Here is a 17,466-nt window from a genome sequence, read left to right as displayed (position 1 = left end):
TTTGAAATGAAAAAGATTAAGCGGCGATTTGTTGAGCTTCGTTTTGCAAAAGCACGGGTAAATTTTTTACGTTTAGCAGTGTGAATTCAAGCAGCGGTTGATCGGTTCCTTGGCGCATGACTTGCTGCGCCATGGCAGCACTGCCGACTAAAAGCGGCGGTGCGACTTCAAACCCAAGTTGTTGATTCGTCATTTCTGCGATGCCAATCAACACGGGTGGATAGTCAGGCACTTCGCTGCGCACCCGGTATCCACGGTAACGGTTCACAAATTCGTTGCGTACAAACGGCCAGTCATCTTCATGCTTTGTGCTGAGTTGCACCCAGCCACCCATCTCGGAAAGCACACGATGAATCAACGGGTCGTCGAACACGATGCTTGGGTAAGGGCCTTTCTCACGCATGGTTCGGTCTACTTTGCTCCAAGCAGTCAACGCAGCATCTTGCGTAGAGCCTTGCAGCATCTTGTGAATATCGGCGATTTTGGGCATGAACTGGCCCGTATCGGGGTTGTTCACATGCCGGTTGAGCGCTTCGCGTACAGCGGCGAGATCATACGCTTGCAAGCCTTGCCAGTACAGCGCCACCAGAGCGGGGGACAAATCCCGTCCGTACATCGCCATAATTGCTTGCAGCATCTGGCCGAAAGCAGCAAAATCACAGGATTGCATCAGCGCTCTCCCCAAAAATCAGCGCCTTGGCCTCAAGGCAGGCTTGGGCATTGCGCGCTTCCAACATCGCCTGCCGGTTGAACCCGTGCGCTTCATGGCGCTTGAGGTCAAACAGCCCTTTCCAGCCGTTCACGATGCTCTGGTTGAGCACGGCGCTTGGGTCATGGCCGTTGTCTCGAAGTCGCGAAAGCTCGGCTATCGCTCGTACTTGGGCCACTTCGCTCATCGGTGCTTTCAGCCGCTTTCGATGCTCGGCAAAGGCCAACCAGTCCTCTTTCGCCAGCCAGTCTGGCAACGTCACCGCCAGCTTTTCGCGTGCCCGAGGGGTTGAAGGGGATTTATCCCCTTCTTTCTTCGAAGAAGAAGGTGAATATGAATGTGATTGTGAAGGGCATTCATCAAGCATTGCACTGGCATTGCTGCAAGCATTGCTTGTAGCATCTTCTAAGGATTGCTTGGACCATCGTTTAGTCGCTGCTTTGCGAGCGCGTTCCGTATGCTTGACTGAATTTCTAGCGACTCGCTCCAATTCGGTATCAATGCGCTTGTGACGCCATTCGTCGTGACCAACTTGGAATAGTCTGGACAACACGCCACGCTGCTTTTTCCAATGCGATAGGGAAAGGCGTGTGATATTTGCAAGCGCAGCATCATCATCCGGCAGTGCACCATTGCGCCAGTAATCCATGATTAGCAGCAGGTAAGCCCCGTGCTGTTCAGTGGTTAGCCGCGTTGTGTCCGCCAGATAATCGGCGATATAAAGCGGCATCCAGATATTGGGTTTCTGGCTCATTCGCAAGCCTTATATGCAGATGCGCACGCCACCACTGAGCGATCTTGCAAAGCAGTGTCTGTATGCCAATCGGCAGGGTAGAATCGGAAGGATGGACGCTTCATTTTTAAGTTTTCCCTTATCTAATAGTCTATTACTGTTCAATCCCTTGATCTGCGGCCTTATTCGTCCCGAACGGTCCCTGCCAATAAATCACGATTCGGACTAAGCTTGCCGTATATGAATTCACGAAGAATATTACGGATGAACGGGCTTAACGAATCGTGGCCTTTGAGTGCTGCTAACTCTTTTAGATCAGCCTTGAGCTTTTCGCCCAAGTGCAGCTTTATTTCTTCTGTGCATTTTTCGCGTTTTTGGTTCACGACATCACCAACTCATTACAAAGCACATATGATTGAGAACGAAATTAAACTTGGCTCATTAGTTTTAGAGCCACAAAATAATAGGGTGCTTGCCAAGGCAGCTTTTGAACGTATGAATTCTGGAGTGCGAGAAAGAATCTCGGCAGAAGTCTTGCTCCCCGTTCACGGTAAAACTTTGGAAGCCATTCAAGAGCAATTTTTTCGGCATACATCCAAACTGCTCGAAGAGTTTTGGTTTGCGAATGATCCACAGAAGTTTTGGCGACCGGCTTGATCTTCCTCCTTCTCGATCACAGAAGCTGCAATCCTGTTCGACAGAGGCTTTTTCAGTACGCATTTAGACTATTCCTTAATTTGGGCGAGCTCGATGGGTTGAAGGTCTCGCGTTGGAAACTTGCGATAACTTAATAAGTATTTCGTAGCTCTCAGGCAGTAGTTTGCCAAGGCGAAGTGCAGCACCAATAACCAAATCAGTTTGCCTCTGGTCCAATCTATCAGGCCACTGAGAGATAGCGCTACGGGTTATGCCGATAGCACGCCCGAGGTTGGCGCCACTACCAAATACTCGTATAGCTTGCTGTTTTGAAATGAGCATGGTGTTCTGAGCCCGGATGTCAATTCTATCAAACAATAATACGTCAATCACATTAATCAATCAAGCGTTTAATGTACTTAACATGAACTTCAAAGATAGATTACAGTCCTTACTCGACGAGCACGAGCTTACGCAGGCGGAGCTTTCGAGGCGTGCAAAAATTTCACGTGCAACCATTTCTCTTTGGTTTACCGGTAATGTAACTGAGCCATCGGGAAAAAACTTGGTCAAGGTATCTAAGGCTTTACGAGTGCGTCCTGAATGGCTTGCAACGGGAATTGGGACTAAAGAATGGGGCGAGAAAGTCGGGCAGACTGAATATGAAGGTGGTAATTGTTTTGTAGTTTACAGAGTGCATATTAAGTTCTTCGAAGGCTCACGTGAATTTTCCACTGAGTCAATCGGAGACAATATGGCACCAATCCTTTTTTCCCAAGAATGGTATAAAAAAAACGACTTTAACCCGGAAGAACTCTTCGCTATTAAAGTAACGGGCTCGGCTATGGAGCCGGGTCTATATGATGGGGATTGGGTTGTTGTTAATACCGCTGATGTTAAGCCCAGAGATGGGGTTGCCTTTGCTATTAATGACGAGGGCGAAGCCGTGGTTAGGCGTCTTTTTAAAGTAAACAATCAGTGGTTGGCTGCCTCTGACAATCCAGATAAGAGAATTTATAGGGACAAACCAATTACCGAGGAAACTTTTGTCCTCGGTCGTATTGTCCATAAGCAAAGCGAACGCATCTAACGAAAATAATTTGCGTGGGAGGAGCTAGACCTCTTTCTTGCTTCCTATCCAGTCTACAAAAACACTTTTTTATTGCCGTAAGCCTACTAGAGAGAATTAATTTGATTAATTCTCTTGACATCGTCGCGCCCATATTGTTTAATTAAATTGACAAGTGATGTTTGATGGAGTTGATGAAGCATCGGGTAGTTGTCGCCTGTTAGAACAAATTTGGCTGTTGTGATGATTGACGTAAAGGAAAGTTATAGCAGGCGTAGCCGAAAAAACAATCCACGTAAGAAAGTTAAATCAGTCACTGGTGGTTTTACAGAGTAAGGCAGAAAAAACTGTAATAGGAAGGGTACAAAGAAATGTTGATAGCTATTACTCCTACGGAGCTTCGAGGTACTTCTGTGCCGACTGTAAATGCGCGTGACTTGCACGCATTTTTAGGCATCAGAAAAGATTTTTCGACCTGGATTAAAGATCGCATCACGCAGTACGGCTTTATTCAAAACCAAGATTATCTGCTCACCGAAATGGGGGTGAAGCTACCGAGCGGAACTAAGTATCGCAAAGAATATCACTTGGCTTTGGGGATGGCGAAAGAGCTGTCAATGGTCGAGCGCAACGAAAAAGGCAAGCAAGCCAGACAATATTTCATTGAATGCGAGCGCCGCACTCATTTACCTGCAATAGATTTGCACAGTTTGCTTAGTGATCCAAAACAGCTACGCACAGCACTACTGACGTATACCGAAGAAGTCGGGGTGCTGCGAAGCCAGGTGGAAGAATTAAAACCTAAAGCGGATTTTTATGATCATGTTGGAAAAGCGATCAATGCTCAAACGGTGCAAGAAGTAGCCAAAGTCATGGGCACTGGGCCTAAAAGGCTTTTTTCCTGGTTGCGTGAGCGCCGTTTATTGATGAAGAACAATTTACCGTATCAAGAACAGATTGAGGCAGGGCGCTTTCGCGTGATTGAGCGGCAGTATGAAGACCCGAGAGGCGAAAACCATATCTATGCACGCACCCTGATCACTGGAAAAGGGTTGACGTGGATTCAAAAGCAGTTTGCTCAAGGAGCGACAGCATGAATGATGAAACCATCGATGTGATTGCTGTATGCCAGAGCGCTATGGAAAATAAATTCGCCTTCATTCAACCTGAAAAAAGGTTGAACAGACAATTACCGATCAATACGGCAAGAACAGACAGGCAAAATTTATTAAAGTCTTTTTTGCTCAAATATTGGCCTATAAACCACATGCCTATGGTCATCATTACAAGGCCAAAAGCAGCAGGTGTAGTCATATTTGGAGTTAAAGCGGCTGATATTCAGGAGAATATTAGCGAAAGAGCTTACTCAGAAGGCAATCAAAAGAATGCTCTTGCAACAAGCGCGAGCACTCCGCCAATAATTGCACCTAAGCCCCATTTCAGCATCGAAATTTCAGCTTTCAGGCCAATGAACATTTTTTCCATATCATGGCGCAGGCTATTAATTTCACGGTTTACGTCTTCTTTGGTTGCCAGTTCGCGCAAATTCAAATCAAAGATTTCAGATAAAACTTCCGCTTCCGCTACTGCTTGCGGACGCGAAACGCCAACCGCTTCAAGCTTGTTGACGAATTTAAGTGTATCGAATGCAACTGCTGCCATAGTAAATATCTCCTGTCTCCAAATTCTAGCACAAGACTTTCTTTTCGACGTTTATACCAGAAAAGCCGTAAACGATGGCGAATACTGCACAAGGAGTTTGATATGAATTCGAGCGAACTGATGCAGCAGTTCGAAGCTCGCTACGACCGGTTGCAGGCTCGGTCAGAGGCTGCCGACGAGGCTTACTGCGTGCTTGCTGACGAAGTTGAGGCGTCAATAACCTTCGATGCCCTGCTAGAAGTCATGGTGGAGTTACCCGATTCTGTCAAAAAACAAGCGCTACGTGATGCGGCCCAGGCGCAATCGACGGACTTGTTTGTTGAAACCTATGAGCGCCTTTTGGAAACGCAGACAGGCAGGGCGCTACAAAGAGCTATTGACTGTGCGTATCAGAGAAAGGCCACCGCATGAAACGTCTCGAAAACGACAACGCGTTGCTACGCGCGGCTATAAGGGCTGATCGCATTGAGGTTTTCATCAAAGTCAGCGTGGGGATGATCTTACTCGCTCTGTGCCTGGGTGCAGCCATTTTACTGGAGATCAAATGAACGCTTGCATGCGCCAAGAATTCCTGGCCGCCCGCCGGACCGGCATAGGCGGTTCTGACATCGGGGCCATCCTGGGCGTTAGCCCGTTCAAGACGGCGGTTGATGTGTATCTGTCGAAGACGCAGCCCACTCCTATGGATGAGCCTGCTGAATACACCTATTGGGGGCATGCGGTCGAGCCGATTATCGCTCAGCGCTTCTCAGAGGAGCATGGCATCGAGGTGATACGGCCCGATACGATTATGCGTCATCCGGAACACGAATGGATGGTCGCGAATCTGGACGGAATCATCCCAGGTGAGCGCCCAGGCGTGCTGGAAATCAAGAATGTCAATACATTCAGTGCCAAAGCATGGGGTCTAGAGGGGAGTGACGAAGTGCCGCTGACGTACGTCGCGCAAGTCGCATGGTATATGGCGGTGAAGGACTATGACTACGCAGTGATTGCGGCGCTGTTTGGCGGCAATGAGTATAGGGAATTTCGCGTGGAGCGGGACAGCGAGCTAGAAGCTATCCTAATCGATGCGGGTCGTACGTTTTGGTTCAAGCACGTCCTGCCCCGCATTGCGCCGGAGGCAAAGACATTAAGCGACGTGGCGAGTTTGTTTAAGAGCGACGATGGGGGTGCCGTTGAAGCGGATGATGCCCTGTTTGATTTATGCACACAGTTGAAATCTGCCAAGGCGCAGTCTAAGAGCATGGTGAGCAAAATCGAACTTCTCGAAACCAAGATCAAGGCTTGCATGGGCAAATCCGCAATGCTGCGCTACCAAGGCCAGCTTCTGGCGACGTGGAAAACCCAGGCTTCGCAGCGTGTGGATATCAAAGCCTTCGAGCAAGCCCATCCTGAGCTTTGCCAACAATTTCGCAAAACCAGCGAATCTCGCACATTTCGCCTGAAGTAACCCACTGTATTGAGGAGAAAAACCATGAGTGTTCAAGCGTTAAAAACCGCTGTGGCGCAGGGAAACAGCGTAGTCCCCAATGTTGGGGGCAACTTCAATTCGGAAGCGTGGCACGCCATGCAGGCACGGGACGACCAATTGATTCGTGATTCAGTGTTGCACGGGCATACGGGGAATGAATATGTCTATTCCTTCGATATTGGGGGTAATAAAGTCAGCGGAATTTCCGTAGTCGGAGCGCGCGAACTTGCTTCGCACTACGGCGGTATCAAATCGCGGATTGTGGCCAGTGTGGACAAAACGGGTTCGCTATTTGTCTTTAAGAGCTTCGAGCCGTTGGCGATCCAAGCACAGATCATTCCGCAGCTTGCGGATGAGGACGACTTCTATGAAGTTGTGATGGAAATCACCGACCTCAAAACGGGCAACTCCAATCAGGTTCGCAAGAAGGAAACCAAGCAAGAGAAGCGCCGCAATGGAACGAAATATGATCGTCAGCACTATGACGTGATTGCGGAATCGAAGGCGTTTCGCAATGGGGTGCTGTCAATCATTCCGCAGAACGTCATCAGTGCGTTTGAGAAGCGGGCACTGGAAAACGGTCACCACTCGAAAGAAAAGACTCTCGACGAGTTGCGACAAAACATCGTTGCATACGCCACCAAGATTGGGATTGGGATTGATCGCAGCGTAGTGAATTCGCTCACTTACGCTGAAATCAGTGGCCTGGGCAGCGCGAACAAGGAAAGCGTTGATGCATTCAAGGCGGCTGCGCAAGCGCTCGGCGTGTTGCGCGCTGAGGCTGAATTGAAGCCTCTGACGACGGATATGGATCGAGAAACTGGAGAAATCCTAGGTGCAAAGCCTGCTGCTCACGCCCTCGCGCAGCAGGCCGAAGCCAAAGTGATAACCCAGCCTCGAGGAACGGGCAGAAATCCGTGCGCGCGAGATGGAGGAAGCGTATAGGGGGCCAGAGCTATAGCGAACGTACTCACACTCACTTAAATAAGGAAAGTCATGTATCAGTTAAATATAGAAGCCGCCAGGCTAGCCGAGCAGCGCAGCAGCCGTATCACAGCGCCAGGGGTGTATGAGGGTCAGTTTATGCAGGCGGTAGAGGTGACGAGTCCGCATAAAACTCAGGGTATCGAGTTGGTGTTTGAAACGGAGAACAAGGCGAGGGCATATTTTACGTTGTGGACGTTGGATAAAGATGGCAAAGAGCTGTATGGCTATCGGTATCTGAATGCACTGATGGTGTGTTTGGGATTGAAAAATCTGGAATCAGAGCCAGGGGCGATCAGGAGGTGGGATGAGGAAGAAAGTGGAATGGTGAATAAGACCGCTCTGGTTTTTAAAGCGCTATTGGATAAAGAAATTGGGGTGCTGTTGGACACCGAAGAATATGAAAAGCGGGATGGCGGGATTGGAGTCAAGGCGGTGCCGGTGGGGTTTTTCTGCGCCAGCACCCACCGCATGGCCTCAGAGATAGTAGACCAAAAAAGAGAAGCGGAGCACCTGAAAGAATTGTCGAAAATGCTCAAGCATCGCCCGCTGAGAAAAACCAAAGAGGCAGAGTCTGAGACCACGTTCAATGATGAAGAGGCGATTCCATTTTAAAACGATTCAACGTGCTTTGAGACCCAATGGAGGGTGACCATGCAAAAGATCAAACATTATGCCAAGCGCTGCCAAAGCTGGCTAAGAGCAGTGCAAAACCGAGTGAGCTGGCAAAAACAAGAAACCGTTCATATCGGGATGATTCCGTTGCCGGTGTTTGGGCTGATGTGGCTATGCGTTCTGAGCTTTATCGTGTTAGGTGAGGTACCCGGAGAACTCTCGGTGATGTTGGCGGTGGTGGCGGTATTAGGTTTTAGCTGCGCAGAGATCGGCAAACATATACCGGTTCTGCGGTACTTGGGTGGCCCCGTGATGGTGACCGTGCTGCTGCCGTCGTATTGTGTGTATAGCGAGCGGATGCCGATAGAGCTGGAGAACTCGATCAGAGCATTTTGGGAGAGCACGAATATTTTGTACCTGTTTACGGTAGCGGTGGTAGTGGGCGGTATTTTGAGTATGGAGCGGGGTCTTCTGGTGAAGGGTTTCGTGAAACTCTTTGTGCCGCTTGCTGCGGGTTCTGTCGCTGCGGCGATCGTCGGTACCCTGACGGGGATGGAGCTGGGACTAAGCGCACACCACACCTTCTTCTTTATCGTGATTCCGATTATGGCGGGTGGCCTGGGCGAGGGGGCGATTCCGCTGACCTTGGGCTATGCGGCGATTTTACAAACGTCCCAGCCAGAGTTGTTTGCTCAAGTGATGCCGCCAATCGTGCTGGGTAATCTGACGGCGGTGGCGTGTGCGGGGGTGCTGCATCGACTGGGGCAGCTTAACTCGGACCTGAGTCAACGGGGTCAAAAACTATCCGCAGGGCATTTAAAAAACCACTCTACCGATTCAACGCCCGCCGCTTTGATGGAGTCGCTGGCCTCAGTGGGAATGTTGGCGCTAAGCTTGTATATGGTGGGGGTTTTAGTGCATCAGTTAACGGGCTGGCCCGCGCCGTTGGTCATGCTAGGGCTGGCAGTACTCATCAAACTCACGATGACGCTTTCGCCCAGACTGGAAGAGGGGGCGTATCTGATGCACCACTTCTTTGCCCAAGCGGTCGCGTATCCGATTCTGTTTGGGATGGGATTAACTTTGACGCCATGGCAAGCCCTGGTTAGCGCTTTAGCCCCAGTTTATTTAATTACGATCTTCGTCACGGTACTGACGCTGGCGTTGACCGGTTTCATGGTGGGTCGTTGGGCCGGATTAAATCCGATAGAGAGCGCGATTATTAATGTTTGCCATAGTGGGATGGGCAGCGTGGGAGACATGGCGATTTTGACCTCAGCGCATCGGATGCATCTGATGCCGTTTGCGCAGTTGGCGACAAGGATAGGCGGAGCGCTGACGATAGTGATTGCGCTCATGATGTTTAGCGTTTACCAAAATTAATGAAAGGAAAGTCATCATGAAGAGTGAAGAAAATGCAAAGCAGTATAGATATGCGGTACTGAGCTACGGTGAACGATTTGAAGATGGATATGGTTTTAAATCGATGCTGGATGAGGGTGAGGTTGTAGATTTGGCCCAAGCCGCAGCGGAGTGTATTGGGTGGTCGATTATCGGAGAGGATGCAATTGATATTGAAGTGTTTAAAGAGGACGGCTTAAGCCTAGGAGTCTTTGAGGTTCATAAAAGATGGATCCCTCGTTTGAGTATTTATCCAAAAAATAAAAGCATAGATTAAATTTAATAAAACTAATGATTAGCTAAATAAAAGTTATTTTCCATTTAATGTAAGTCTAAGCAATTTTTAATCATGAACGATACATTTTTGAAGCCTGAGGAGCTAGTTGAGTTAACGGGCGCTTCTTTTAAAGAGAAACAAAAAGAGACTCTGCGCAAAATGCGTGTACCTTTTTACGTTAACGCGAACGGACGTGCCGTTGTAGCGCGTGCGGTTATCGTAAATCCGCAAATAGTGCAGCCGGCAACGGTGCGTGCTTGGTCGCCGCGTCCTGTTTTGGTATAGAGATAAATCGATGGGTCGGAAGCCTACGAAAAACTTTAATTTACCGCCGCGTATGCGTGCACGTATGCATCGCAGCGGACATGTTTATTACTACTATGATACGTGTAAAAAACCTCGCAAAGAAATACCGCTTGGCTCTGACTATATTCTTGCACTTAGGCAATATGCCGAACTCGAAATTAATGTAATTGATTTGTCCAACGAAATATTTTTCCCAGAGGTGATGAATCGGTACAAAATTGAAGTGATTGCGACAAAGGCGCTTAGCACACAGGCAACAAATTTATCAGACGTAAAAGTGCTGGAGAGATTTTTTAGTGATCCGCCTGCGCCCCTTGAGAAAATTGAGCCTCATCATATTGCTGAGTTTTTGCGTCGTAATGAAGCGTATCCAACGACAGCGAATCGTTGCAAACGGTTGTTTTCGCATATTTGGAACAAAGCCCGCGAATGGGGGTATACGAATTTGCCAAATCCTACAATGGGTATACGAGGCTATTCACTTGGCAAACGGGATGTGTACATTGATGATGAGCTATTTACGCTGGTTAAGAGCTATGGACTACCGCCGCTGCAAGAGGCAATGGATTTAATGTATTTGACGGGACAGCGTCCTGGTGATGTAATGAAATTAACTGAGCACCATATTCAAGACGGCGAATTGATTTTGCGCCAGTCTAAAACTAAAACCGCATTGCGTATAGTTATCAGTGCGGCACTATTTGATGTATTCGCGCGCATTCGTAGCCGAAAAACAACTCATAAAATAGTCAGTACCAATTTGCTGGTTACGCTACAGGGTAAGCCAATGACAAAAGGCTCGTTGAAATATTATTTTGATAGTGCTCGAGAAAAAGCAGCGAAAGCGCATCCAGAATTTAAAGATCAACTCAAGGCTTTCTGGCTCTATGATTTACGGGCGAAAGCTGCAGATGATATGTCGGCCGAAAAAGGAGACCAGGCGGCAGCTGATTTATTGGGTCATATTGACGTGCGCACGACCAAAAGACACTATTTGCGCCGTGGAAAAAAAGTGGCACCAACCCGGTAGGCGAGGGCGAATTGCGGAGCAAGGCCCGAATTGCGGAGCAAGCACAGAGGTTAAAAATCTGCTAGAATCCATACCGCATAAGGCAAAGCGGGCGTCGTATAATGGTTATTACCTCAGCTTCCCAAGCTGAAGACGTGGGTTCGATTCCCATCGCCCGCTCCAATCTGCAATATTTTTCTGCATGATTCTCCCCGTAGTTCAATGGATAGAACGAGTGCCTCCTAAGCGCTAGATACAGGTTCGATTCCTGTCGGGGGGACCAGCGCTAAGTCTTGCCCCTTAGCTGCTCCTAGCAATATAAAAAAAATTACACCTATTATTCATATATGTGAGTCAATACAGGGGAGGTGTTTCCCCTAGCTAGGAGACCACGATGAAAAAAGCCACTCTGCCGCGCATTGTTTGGGTGTTAGGGGCAGTCAGTTTCTTTATGTCACTCTCTTTTGAGTTAGGCCATGTTTTATTGCCGATGTTACTGGTTGGCACAATGGGCATGAGTGTGACTGCGCTGGGCTTCGTTGAAGGTATGGCCGATGCGACGAGCTTTATGATTAAAGTACTGTCTGGCGCGCTCAGTGATTATCTTAAGCGGCGTAAATGGCTCGTATTATTGGGCTATGTTTTGGCGGCTTTAAATAAACCATTTTTCCCCCTTGCGAATCTGCCCGCTATGTTGGTGGCTGCACGTTTGCTTGAGAGCCTTGGCCGCGGTATTCGGAGCGCGCCAAGAGATGCGTTAGTTGCGGATATGTGTTCGCCTACAGTTCGTGGCGCTTGTTTTGGTTTGCGTCAATCAGCTAGTACTTTCGGCGCGGTTATGGGGGCTTTGCTGGCGCTGGGGCTGATGTTTTGGTCGGGAGAAAATATTCGGTTGATTCTTTGGTTTCCGGTTCTCCCAGCCTGGATTGCCGTGGCTCTGGTAATTTTTGGGATTCATGAAAAAAAGCGCGCACCGCGCAAACCTTCTTTACAAGCATTTCCTTTGCGCTGGCGGGAATTACGTAAATTCTCAACCTATTATTGGTTAATCGTAATTATTATAGCGCTTTTCTCTATGGTGCAATTTAGGCCAGCTTTTATTCTGTTGCGTGCGCAACAAGCCGGCCTTGAGCCGAGGTGGGTTCCTAGCATTATTGTAGTCATGTATTTGGCGTATTCGCTGTCCGCTTATCCAGTCGGCAAAATCTCGGACCGCATAGAGCGTGGGTTTTTGCTGGCTTGCGGCCTAGTACTGATGATTTTAGCGGATCTGCTGCTTGCGTTAGGTCATTCTCTCGCCCTTTTGTTGCTTGGCGTTGTCATATGGGGCTTGCATATGGGATTTATTCATGGCATTTTAGCCGCGCTGCTAGCAGAAGCAGCGCCAGCAGAGTTGCGCGGCACAGCGTTTGGCATTTCTAACCTAGCTAGTGGCGTATGCATTGTCATGGGAAGTGTGGGGGCCGGCTGGCTCTGGGACCATCTAGGATCAGCAGCGAGTTTCTTGATAGGCGCTTTATTGGCGCTGATCCCTTTATTATTATGCTTTTTGGTGCTGCGCTTCAAAAAATTGGAGCGGCGTATCGGCAGCAAACATTAAATAATTGTATTCCGTTAATCAATTTTGGGGCCGTTGCTTTTGCTTACTGGCCCGCTCGGTACGCAGATAAAGCCGAAAACGTTCGTCACGATCTGCCGGTCGGCGGCCTTCCCAGATGAGTTTCCAAACAAAGGGCGAGAGTGAGGCGGGAGGACCGTAATCCCAAGTATCTTGACGTAGTAATACATCGCAATCTTCGTTGCCAAAAGCGAAACGCATTTTGCCAAAATAAGCAAAAGAGGCAATTTGCGCATCGCCTAGGCGCACCGGACTAATGCATTGATAATCAGTGGGTAAGCGACTTGCAATCTGGGTCGCGACATCCCGATAAGTACGGCTGTAATTGACCAGCGGCAGCCATAACGTCATCAATAAGACCCACATCAGCGTGGTGCCTGCGCTAGAGAGGACGACGCTACGCCATAATGCTTTAGGACGGCGCGCGAGGCGCCAATAGACGAGAATGATCCAGCAGCCAGTGACGAGTATGGCAATAATAAACGCGGGGGGCCTAAATTCAGCCTGAAAACCAGGCGCAAACCGAGTTAAATTGCGCGCAATTTGAGTGGGGAAACCGGTTTGCTGGGCGATCCAAACCAGCCAGACAAATGAACTGAGAATGGTAAAACTTAATAGCGCGAACCAATCAATGGCGTTGGTTGCGCCACGCTTAAGGGTCGGCAAACCGAAGGCCGCCAGCACCGATAGCGCAGGCAATAATAACAAGAAAAGCCGGTTAGTCTGATGGGTTTGTAGGGCGATCAATATGAGTAGCGCACTTATTACGGACAGCGCAATCATGATATGCGGTGCGCGTCGTAGACCGGCCCAGCTATACCAAGACCAGGCTGCCAGTGGCCAGGCCGGCCACGTGTAAAGCGGTAGGTTTTTTAAAGCGTAAAAAAGTGTGCTGGCGGGTGAGCCAGAGAACGTGCGGAGATTGCTAAAGAACCAGGCGTGTAAATAGGGGCTAGCTTCGCTGCTCAAGGCAATGTATGCGCTGAGCGGCCAAGCAAGCGCAATCAGAGTGAGCACTGGCACGCCAAGCGTGAAGAGCGCCTTGACCCGCAGCTCGTGAGTTACGAGCATTAAGACCAGGGTGCTGATCAGGAGCGCAACCACTAAAGGTGGGTTAGCGGCAAGCGACAGCAGGCCAAGGGCGAGCCCCCAACAGAGCGCGCCTTGCTTGGGTTTATCTATGCAGCGGATGAGGCCATAAAGCATCATCGCAACGCAAGCAAATTGCGTAATTTCAGGCGTAGTTTCATGACTGCGCTCGGCTAACCCAAAGCAGCCAAGTAGAACCAAGAGTGCGCCATCGGCCAGAGTGCGGCCATAATCTCGCGACGAAGGTTCGCCACCGAAAGCATATTTAAAAGGCTGGACTTCAGCGCGGCGGCCTAGCAAATAGCCGCTATGCCAAACAAAGGCGCAGCTTATGCACAGCAGACATACTGTGACAATATGCGTCGCGCCAATCGGACCTATCCAGCCGCCAAATACGCGCATACTGAGAGCGCCGAGCCAATAAGCAAGAGGGCCACTGCTAGTAATGACTTTACCCGCTAGATTAGGTAATAGCCAATCTTGCCAACTGCCATTGGCAAGCGTCCACATCATGCCGAAACCGGCCGCATCTTCATTTTTCCATGGGTCGCGCCCAAATAGGCCGGTTACCGCATACACGATGCAAATCGCGAATAATAACCAGCGCGGCAAGGTGCGCGTAGCGGTAGTAGTCAAACGAACAACGGTGGACTTCATGCGTGGCGACAAATCATTCAAGCAAAAAATAAAAAAAAAGGCAGCTTATGCGCTGCCTAGATCGCCTCGGTGTAAGCACTTGCTACACCGATGCCAAAGCTCTGCGTTTGAGCATTATGCGGGGTCTGAAGTTTTTACCGCTTTCGTGTAACTTGCATATTTCCGGTTGAATTTTTCGACGGTCCCTTCACTATCGACGATTTTGTTTTGGCCGGTATAAAAAGGGTGGGAGGCTGACGAAATTTCGATCTTTGCCAGAGGATATTCTTTGCCTTCGAATTCGGTCGTTTCTCGGGTTTTAATCGTCGAGCGAGTTAGGACTTTGTCGTTAGACGACATATCCATAAAGACGACCTCGCGGTATTCTGGGTGGGTATTTTCTTTCATATTCATTCCTTGCATGGCGCAATCACTTCTGTCTACGTCTAATGAACGCGGACTCCCTTGCTGCGCGAAAGCGATTTAAAAGTGGGAAACACAGTATTATGCCAGAAAATTGGTTGCTCAATAGAGCAAAGGTTTGGTTTTAAGCAACCTGCTGCCTGTGCATAGCCGGTATTTGTATCAAACTTATCCGCCGCGGCGCATTAGATCGAAAAATTCAGCGTTGTTTTTAGTCTGTTTAAATTTATCCAGCAAAAATTCTAATGCTTCAACTTCATCCATATCATGGATAAATTTACGCAGAACCCAAATCTTTTGTAAGATTTCTGGTTTGATCAGCAGCTCTTCGCGTCGGGTGCCTGATTTATTCAGATTGATCGCGGGATAAATGCGTTTTTCAGCCATGCGCCGCTCAAGATGGACTTCCATATTGCCGGTGCCTTTAAACTCTTCATAGATCACATCGTCCATGCGGCTGCCAGTTTCAATCAAGGCCGTGCCGATGATAGTCAGCGAGCCGCCTTCTTCGACATTGCGCGCGGCGCCAAAGATGCGTTTTGGACGTTGTAGCGCATTGGCATCTACTCCACCCGTTAAAACCTTACCTGAAGTTGGCACCACGGTGTTATAGGCGCGCGCTAGGCGCGTAATGGAATCCAGCAAGATGACCACATCATGCTTCATTTCGACTAAGCGTTTGGCTTTTTCAAGCACCATTTCCGCAACTTGTACATGGCGTGAAGCGGGTTCGTCGAAAGTTGACGCAATCACCTCACCGGCCACGGAACGTTGCATTTCGGTGACTTCTTCAGGGCGTTCATCAATGAGTAAGACGAACAGCTTAATATCTGGATGATTTGCTTTAATCGCGTGAGCGATATGTTGTTGGATCACGGTTTTGCCTGACTTGGGCGAGGCCACAAGTAAACCGCGTTGGCCTTTGCCAATGGGTGCGATCATATCGATGATCCGCCCCGTAATGTTTTCTTCGCCGCGCAATTCACGCTCTAGCAGAAGCGGTTTATTCGGGTGGAGCGGCGTGAGGTTCTCAAACATAATTTTATGTTTCGAGGCCTCAGGGGGTTGGCAATTGACTTTATCCACTTTCACGAGGGCGAAGTAACGCTCGCCATCTTTAGGGGTACGGACTTCCCCTTCAATCGTATCGCCAGTATGTAAATTAAAACGTCGAATTTGCGATGGACTGATATAAATATCGTCGGGACTCGCTAAGTAGGACGTTTCTGGCGAGCGTAAAAAACCAAAGCCATCCGGCAACACTTCGAGCGTGCCATCGCCAAAGATAGTTTCGCCAGTCTTTGCGCGTTTTTTTAAGATCGCAAACATGAGTTCCTGCTTACGCAGGCGGTTTGCATTTTCAATTTCTAGGCCATTGGCCATTTCAATAAGGGCGGATACGTGTAAAGATTTGAGCTCAGATAAGTGCATAGAGAATCCCGCTAGGGAGGAAGTTTGCCGCTAAGGACTATAGAAAGGAAGAGCGAACGCTCAAGGAATCAAACGATATGTAATTTTTCGTATTCTAGCATAACGTAGTCCGGCTACTCGGTTTTTTTTAGAAACTTTTTTGTAGCCGGTACAGTTTTAAGCAAATGCGAGGTATCAAAGATGGCTATCAAGAAACGAAGTCAGTTGGTGTTTCGACAAAGCACCGACTTTTTGTGCGGCGACAGCACCGTTTTTAAAGAGAATTAAGGTTGGAATGCCGCGCACACCAAATTTTGCTGGTGTGGCTTGATTCTCATCGACATTGATTTTGGCAATATGTAAGCGATCACTGTAGGTTTGTGCAAGTTCATCTAGGATCGGCGCAATCTGCTTGCATGGGCCGCACCAATCAGCCCAAAAATCTAATAATACTGGCCGTTCCGCCTTGAGCACTTCTTCTTCAAATGACGCGTCGTTAATAATCTTGATAAGTGGATTCATTGTGAATGTACCTCTTCCAACCGGGGAAATTGTGGCTAATTTATAAACAGGCGTTATCTTAGCCTAAATTGTTTAAGTTGTGAGAGGGTTTCATAAGTAGGCTAGGGCCATCTAACGGCAAGTTTGTTAGGCTGTTGCTGTGCGCCTATGCCACATGTATGCCATTTTCTGGCAATTTATGTACCTCCATTTCGACGCAAAACCTTTATCAATAAAGACTTTACGCATTATCCAGAACCGACTCATGAGGTGGGCTTAGAGATATTTGTACGAGGAGAGGCTTTTTTTATTGCAACATACTCCTTTCCAAACTTTTTATTAAATTTGTTAAAAATTTCTTTTTCTTCATCTTTAAAAATATAGTTTGATTTTTATATAAAACTCTGACAAATATAAAAATCTTTATTTAATTCAGATGTTGTTTCTTTTCTGGGATCTCTGTCATTGTTAAATTTGCTTAAATTTTGAATTGCAGCATCAAATCTTTGCTGTGTGTCTGCAGGAGCTTTGATGCGACCTCTCTTTGCATAAGGTGAGTACTTTGCTCTGCCAAAGCCCCGCATCCCCCTCAGCAGAAAAATAATCGACCGCTGGCCCTTCCTCAGAATGTATTTCAGAATCTTCACTTCCTAACTCTAAAGGATCCCCTACACAATTATCGTCGATATATTCGTCGAACCAACCCTCATCCTCCGCATCACTTTGATTCCCCAAGCTTTGTTCTACGATCTGCTTTGTACGTTCTGCTTCTTTCAAACCGTTCTCTAATGCGGCCTGTAATTCTGTTTCGAAAAATAATAATGTTAATGTACTTATTAAATGGCTATCGTTTAGATCATCCGTGCTAATGTTCATTCCCGATTCATCACTGAACGGCTTTAGCGGATCCTTTA

General features: G+C 48.2%; 24 protein-coding genes and 2 tRNA genes. 15 read left to right on the top strand and 11 right to left on the bottom strand.

What is annotated here, in order from left to right:
• Nucleotides 1-16: 16 nt before the first annotated feature.
• The 3 genes from MCB1EB_RS06615 to MCB1EB_RS06605 form a co-directional block, all read right to left on the bottom strand.
• On the bottom strand, nucleotides 17-670 hold the full coding sequence (locus MCB1EB_RS06615) for a DUF6475 domain-containing protein (protein ID WP_045361961.1): 654 nt from the start codon (nucleotides 668-670) through the stop codon (nucleotides 17-19).
• Nucleotides 657-1,463 (bottom strand): YdaU family protein, encoded by an 807-nt coding sequence (locus MCB1EB_RS06610; RefSeq protein ID WP_052393592.1) that lies wholly within the window; start codon nucleotides 1,461-1,463, stop codon nucleotides 657-659. Before MCB1EB_RS06610 ends, MCB1EB_RS06615 begins: the two co-directional genes overlap by 14 nt.
• Nucleotides 1,464-1,624: 161 nt before the next feature.
• A complete protein-coding gene (locus MCB1EB_RS06605; RefSeq protein WP_045361964.1) occupies nucleotides 1,625-1,825 on the bottom strand; it encodes a ribbon-helix-helix protein, CopG family in 201 nt (66 codons plus the stop codon).
• A 28-nt stretch (nucleotides 1,826-1,853) separates the two neighbouring features.
• Between MCB1EB_RS06605 and MCB1EB_RS06600 the strand changes: the two genes are divergently transcribed.
• Nucleotides 1,854-2,099 (top strand): hypothetical protein, encoded by a 246-nt coding sequence (locus MCB1EB_RS06600; protein ID WP_045361967.1) that lies wholly within the window; start codon nucleotides 1,854-1,856, stop codon nucleotides 2,097-2,099.
• A 75-nt stretch (nucleotides 2,100-2,174) separates the two neighbouring features.
• Here the strand turns inward: MCB1EB_RS06600 and MCB1EB_RS12415 are convergent, their stop codons facing one another.
• A complete protein-coding gene (locus MCB1EB_RS12415) occupies nucleotides 2,175-2,420 on the bottom strand; it encodes a Cro/CI family transcriptional regulator (RefSeq protein WP_081953440.1) in 246 nt (81 codons plus the stop codon).
• Nucleotides 2,421-2,502: 82 nt separating this feature from the next.
• On the opposite strand from MCB1EB_RS12415, the gene MCB1EB_RS06590 reads away from it, so the two are divergent.
• A complete protein-coding gene (locus MCB1EB_RS06590) occupies nucleotides 2,503-3,168 on the top strand; it encodes an XRE family transcriptional regulator (protein WP_161566194.1) in 666 nt (221 codons plus the stop codon).
• A gap of 350 nt (nucleotides 3,169-3,518) precedes the next feature.
• Nucleotides 3,519-4,244, top strand: a complete 726-nt coding sequence (locus tag MCB1EB_RS06585) for a phage antirepressor KilAC domain-containing protein (protein ID WP_052393596.1) — start codon at nucleotides 3,519-3,521, stop codon at nucleotides 4,242-4,244.
• 64 nt (nucleotides 4,245-4,308) lie between these two features.
• Here MCB1EB_RS06585 and MCB1EB_RS12410 read toward each other — a convergent pair whose 3' ends face one another.
• Nucleotides 4,309-4,461: a hypothetical protein gene (locus MCB1EB_RS12410; protein ID WP_232034095.1), complete on the bottom strand. Its 153-nt coding sequence runs from the start codon at nucleotides 4,459-4,461 to the stop codon at nucleotides 4,309-4,311.
• A 63-nt stretch (nucleotides 4,462-4,524) separates the two neighbouring features.
• Nucleotides 4,525-4,809 (bottom strand): CCDC90 family protein, encoded by a 285-nt coding sequence (locus MCB1EB_RS06580; protein WP_026921967.1) that lies wholly within the window; start codon nucleotides 4,807-4,809, stop codon nucleotides 4,525-4,527.
• Nucleotides 4,810-4,911: 102 nt separating this feature from the next.
• Here MCB1EB_RS06580 and MCB1EB_RS06575 point away from each other — a divergent pair, with 102 nt between their 5' ends.
• The 12 genes from MCB1EB_RS06575 to MCB1EB_RS06525 all read left to right on the top strand — a co-directional run bounded on the left by MCB1EB_RS06575 (nucleotide 4,912) and on the right by MCB1EB_RS06525 (nucleotide 12,475).
• Nucleotides 4,912-5,220: a hypothetical protein gene (locus MCB1EB_RS06575; RefSeq protein WP_045361970.1), complete on the top strand. Its 309-nt coding sequence runs from the start codon at nucleotides 4,912-4,914 to the stop codon at nucleotides 5,218-5,220.
• Nucleotides 5,217-5,357, top strand: coding sequence for a hypothetical protein (locus MCB1EB_RS12025; protein WP_161566193.1), 141 nt, complete (start codon nucleotides 5,217-5,219; stop codon nucleotides 5,355-5,357). Before MCB1EB_RS06575 ends, MCB1EB_RS12025 begins: the two co-directional genes overlap by 4 nt.
• A complete protein-coding gene (locus tag MCB1EB_RS06570) occupies nucleotides 5,321-6,262 on the top strand; it encodes a YqaJ viral recombinase family nuclease (protein WP_161566192.1) in 942 nt (313 codons plus the stop codon). Before MCB1EB_RS12025 ends, MCB1EB_RS06570 begins: the two co-directional genes overlap by 37 nt.
• Nucleotides 6,263-6,286: 24 nt before the next feature.
• On the top strand, nucleotides 6,287-7,228 hold the full coding sequence (locus tag MCB1EB_RS06565) for a hypothetical protein (RefSeq protein WP_045361976.1): 942 nt from the start codon (nucleotides 6,287-6,289) through the stop codon (nucleotides 7,226-7,228).
• 51 nt (nucleotides 7,229-7,279) lie between these two features.
• Complete coding sequence (locus MCB1EB_RS06560; protein WP_045361978.1) at nucleotides 7,280-7,882, top strand: hypothetical protein; 603 nt, start codon at nucleotides 7,280-7,282, stop codon at nucleotides 7,880-7,882.
• Nucleotides 7,883-7,921: 39 nt separating this feature from the next.
• Entirely contained in the window at nucleotides 7,922-9,265 is a 1,344-nt protein-coding gene (locus MCB1EB_RS06555) for a 2-hydroxycarboxylate transporter family protein (protein ID WP_052393598.1), read from the top strand.
• Between the two features lie 16 nt (nucleotides 9,266-9,281).
• A complete protein-coding gene (locus MCB1EB_RS06550) occupies nucleotides 9,282-9,560 on the top strand; it encodes a hypothetical protein (protein WP_045361981.1) in 279 nt (92 codons plus the stop codon).
• A 72-nt stretch (nucleotides 9,561-9,632) separates the two neighbouring features.
• A complete protein-coding gene (locus MCB1EB_RS06545) occupies nucleotides 9,633-9,845 on the top strand; it encodes a DUF4224 domain-containing protein (protein WP_045361983.1) in 213 nt (70 codons plus the stop codon).
• Between the two features lie 52 nt (nucleotides 9,846-9,897).
• On the top strand, nucleotides 9,898-10,896 hold the full coding sequence (locus MCB1EB_RS06540) for a tyrosine-type recombinase/integrase (RefSeq protein ID WP_232034094.1): 999 nt from the start codon (nucleotides 9,898-9,900) through the stop codon (nucleotides 10,894-10,896).
• An 87-nt stretch (nucleotides 10,897-10,983) separates the two neighbouring features.
• Nucleotides 10,984-11,058: transfer RNA gene (locus MCB1EB_RS06535), tRNA-Gly, on the top strand.
• A 25-nt stretch (nucleotides 11,059-11,083) separates the two neighbouring features.
• Nucleotides 11,084-11,158, top strand: a tRNA-Arg gene (locus MCB1EB_RS06530).
• Nucleotides 11,159-11,269: 111 nt separating this feature from the next.
• Nucleotides 11,270-12,475: an MFS transporter gene (locus tag MCB1EB_RS06525; RefSeq protein ID WP_045361986.1), complete on the top strand. Its 1,206-nt coding sequence runs from the start codon at nucleotides 11,270-11,272 to the stop codon at nucleotides 12,473-12,475.
• Nucleotides 12,476-12,493: 18 nt separating this feature from the next.
• On the opposite strand, the gene MCB1EB_RS06520 is transcribed toward MCB1EB_RS06525, so the two are convergent.
• The 5 genes from MCB1EB_RS06520 to MCB1EB_RS06500 form a co-directional block, all read right to left on the bottom strand.
• Complete coding sequence (locus MCB1EB_RS06520) at nucleotides 12,494-14,239, bottom strand: ArnT family glycosyltransferase (RefSeq protein ID WP_045365476.1); 1,746 nt, start codon at nucleotides 14,237-14,239, stop codon at nucleotides 12,494-12,496.
• A 114-nt stretch (nucleotides 14,240-14,353) separates the two neighbouring features.
• The gene (locus tag MCB1EB_RS06515; protein WP_026921882.1) at nucleotides 14,354-14,626 is read right to left on the bottom strand and encodes a type B 50S ribosomal protein L31; all 273 of its coding nucleotides are present in this window, start codon (nucleotides 14,624-14,626) and stop codon (nucleotides 14,354-14,356) included.
• Nucleotides 14,627-14,809: 183 nt separating this feature from the next.
• On the bottom strand, nucleotides 14,810-16,072 hold the full coding sequence (gene rho, locus MCB1EB_RS06510; protein WP_026921881.1) for a transcription termination factor Rho: 1,263 nt from the start codon (nucleotides 16,070-16,072) through the stop codon (nucleotides 14,810-14,812).
• 174 nt (nucleotides 16,073-16,246) lie between these two features.
• Nucleotides 16,247-16,573, bottom strand: coding sequence for a thioredoxin TrxA (gene trxA / locus MCB1EB_RS06505; RefSeq protein WP_026921880.1), 327 nt, complete (start codon nucleotides 16,571-16,573; stop codon nucleotides 16,247-16,249).
• 477 nt (nucleotides 16,574-17,050) lie between these two features.
• Nucleotides 17,051-17,428, bottom strand: a complete 378-nt coding sequence (locus MCB1EB_RS06500; protein WP_045361991.1) for a hypothetical protein — start codon at nucleotides 17,426-17,428, stop codon at nucleotides 17,051-17,053.
• Nucleotides 17,429-17,466: the final 38 nt, after the last annotated feature.

It is taken from the genome of Mycoavidus cysteinexigens (assembly GCF_003966915.1).
GTDB classification, from domain to species: domain Bacteria; phylum Pseudomonadota; class Gammaproteobacteria; order Burkholderiales; family Burkholderiaceae; genus Mycoavidus; species Mycoavidus cysteinexigens.
The sequence above is the reverse complement of the archived record's forward strand: the minus strand, read 5'-3'. Positions and strand labels throughout refer to the sequence as shown.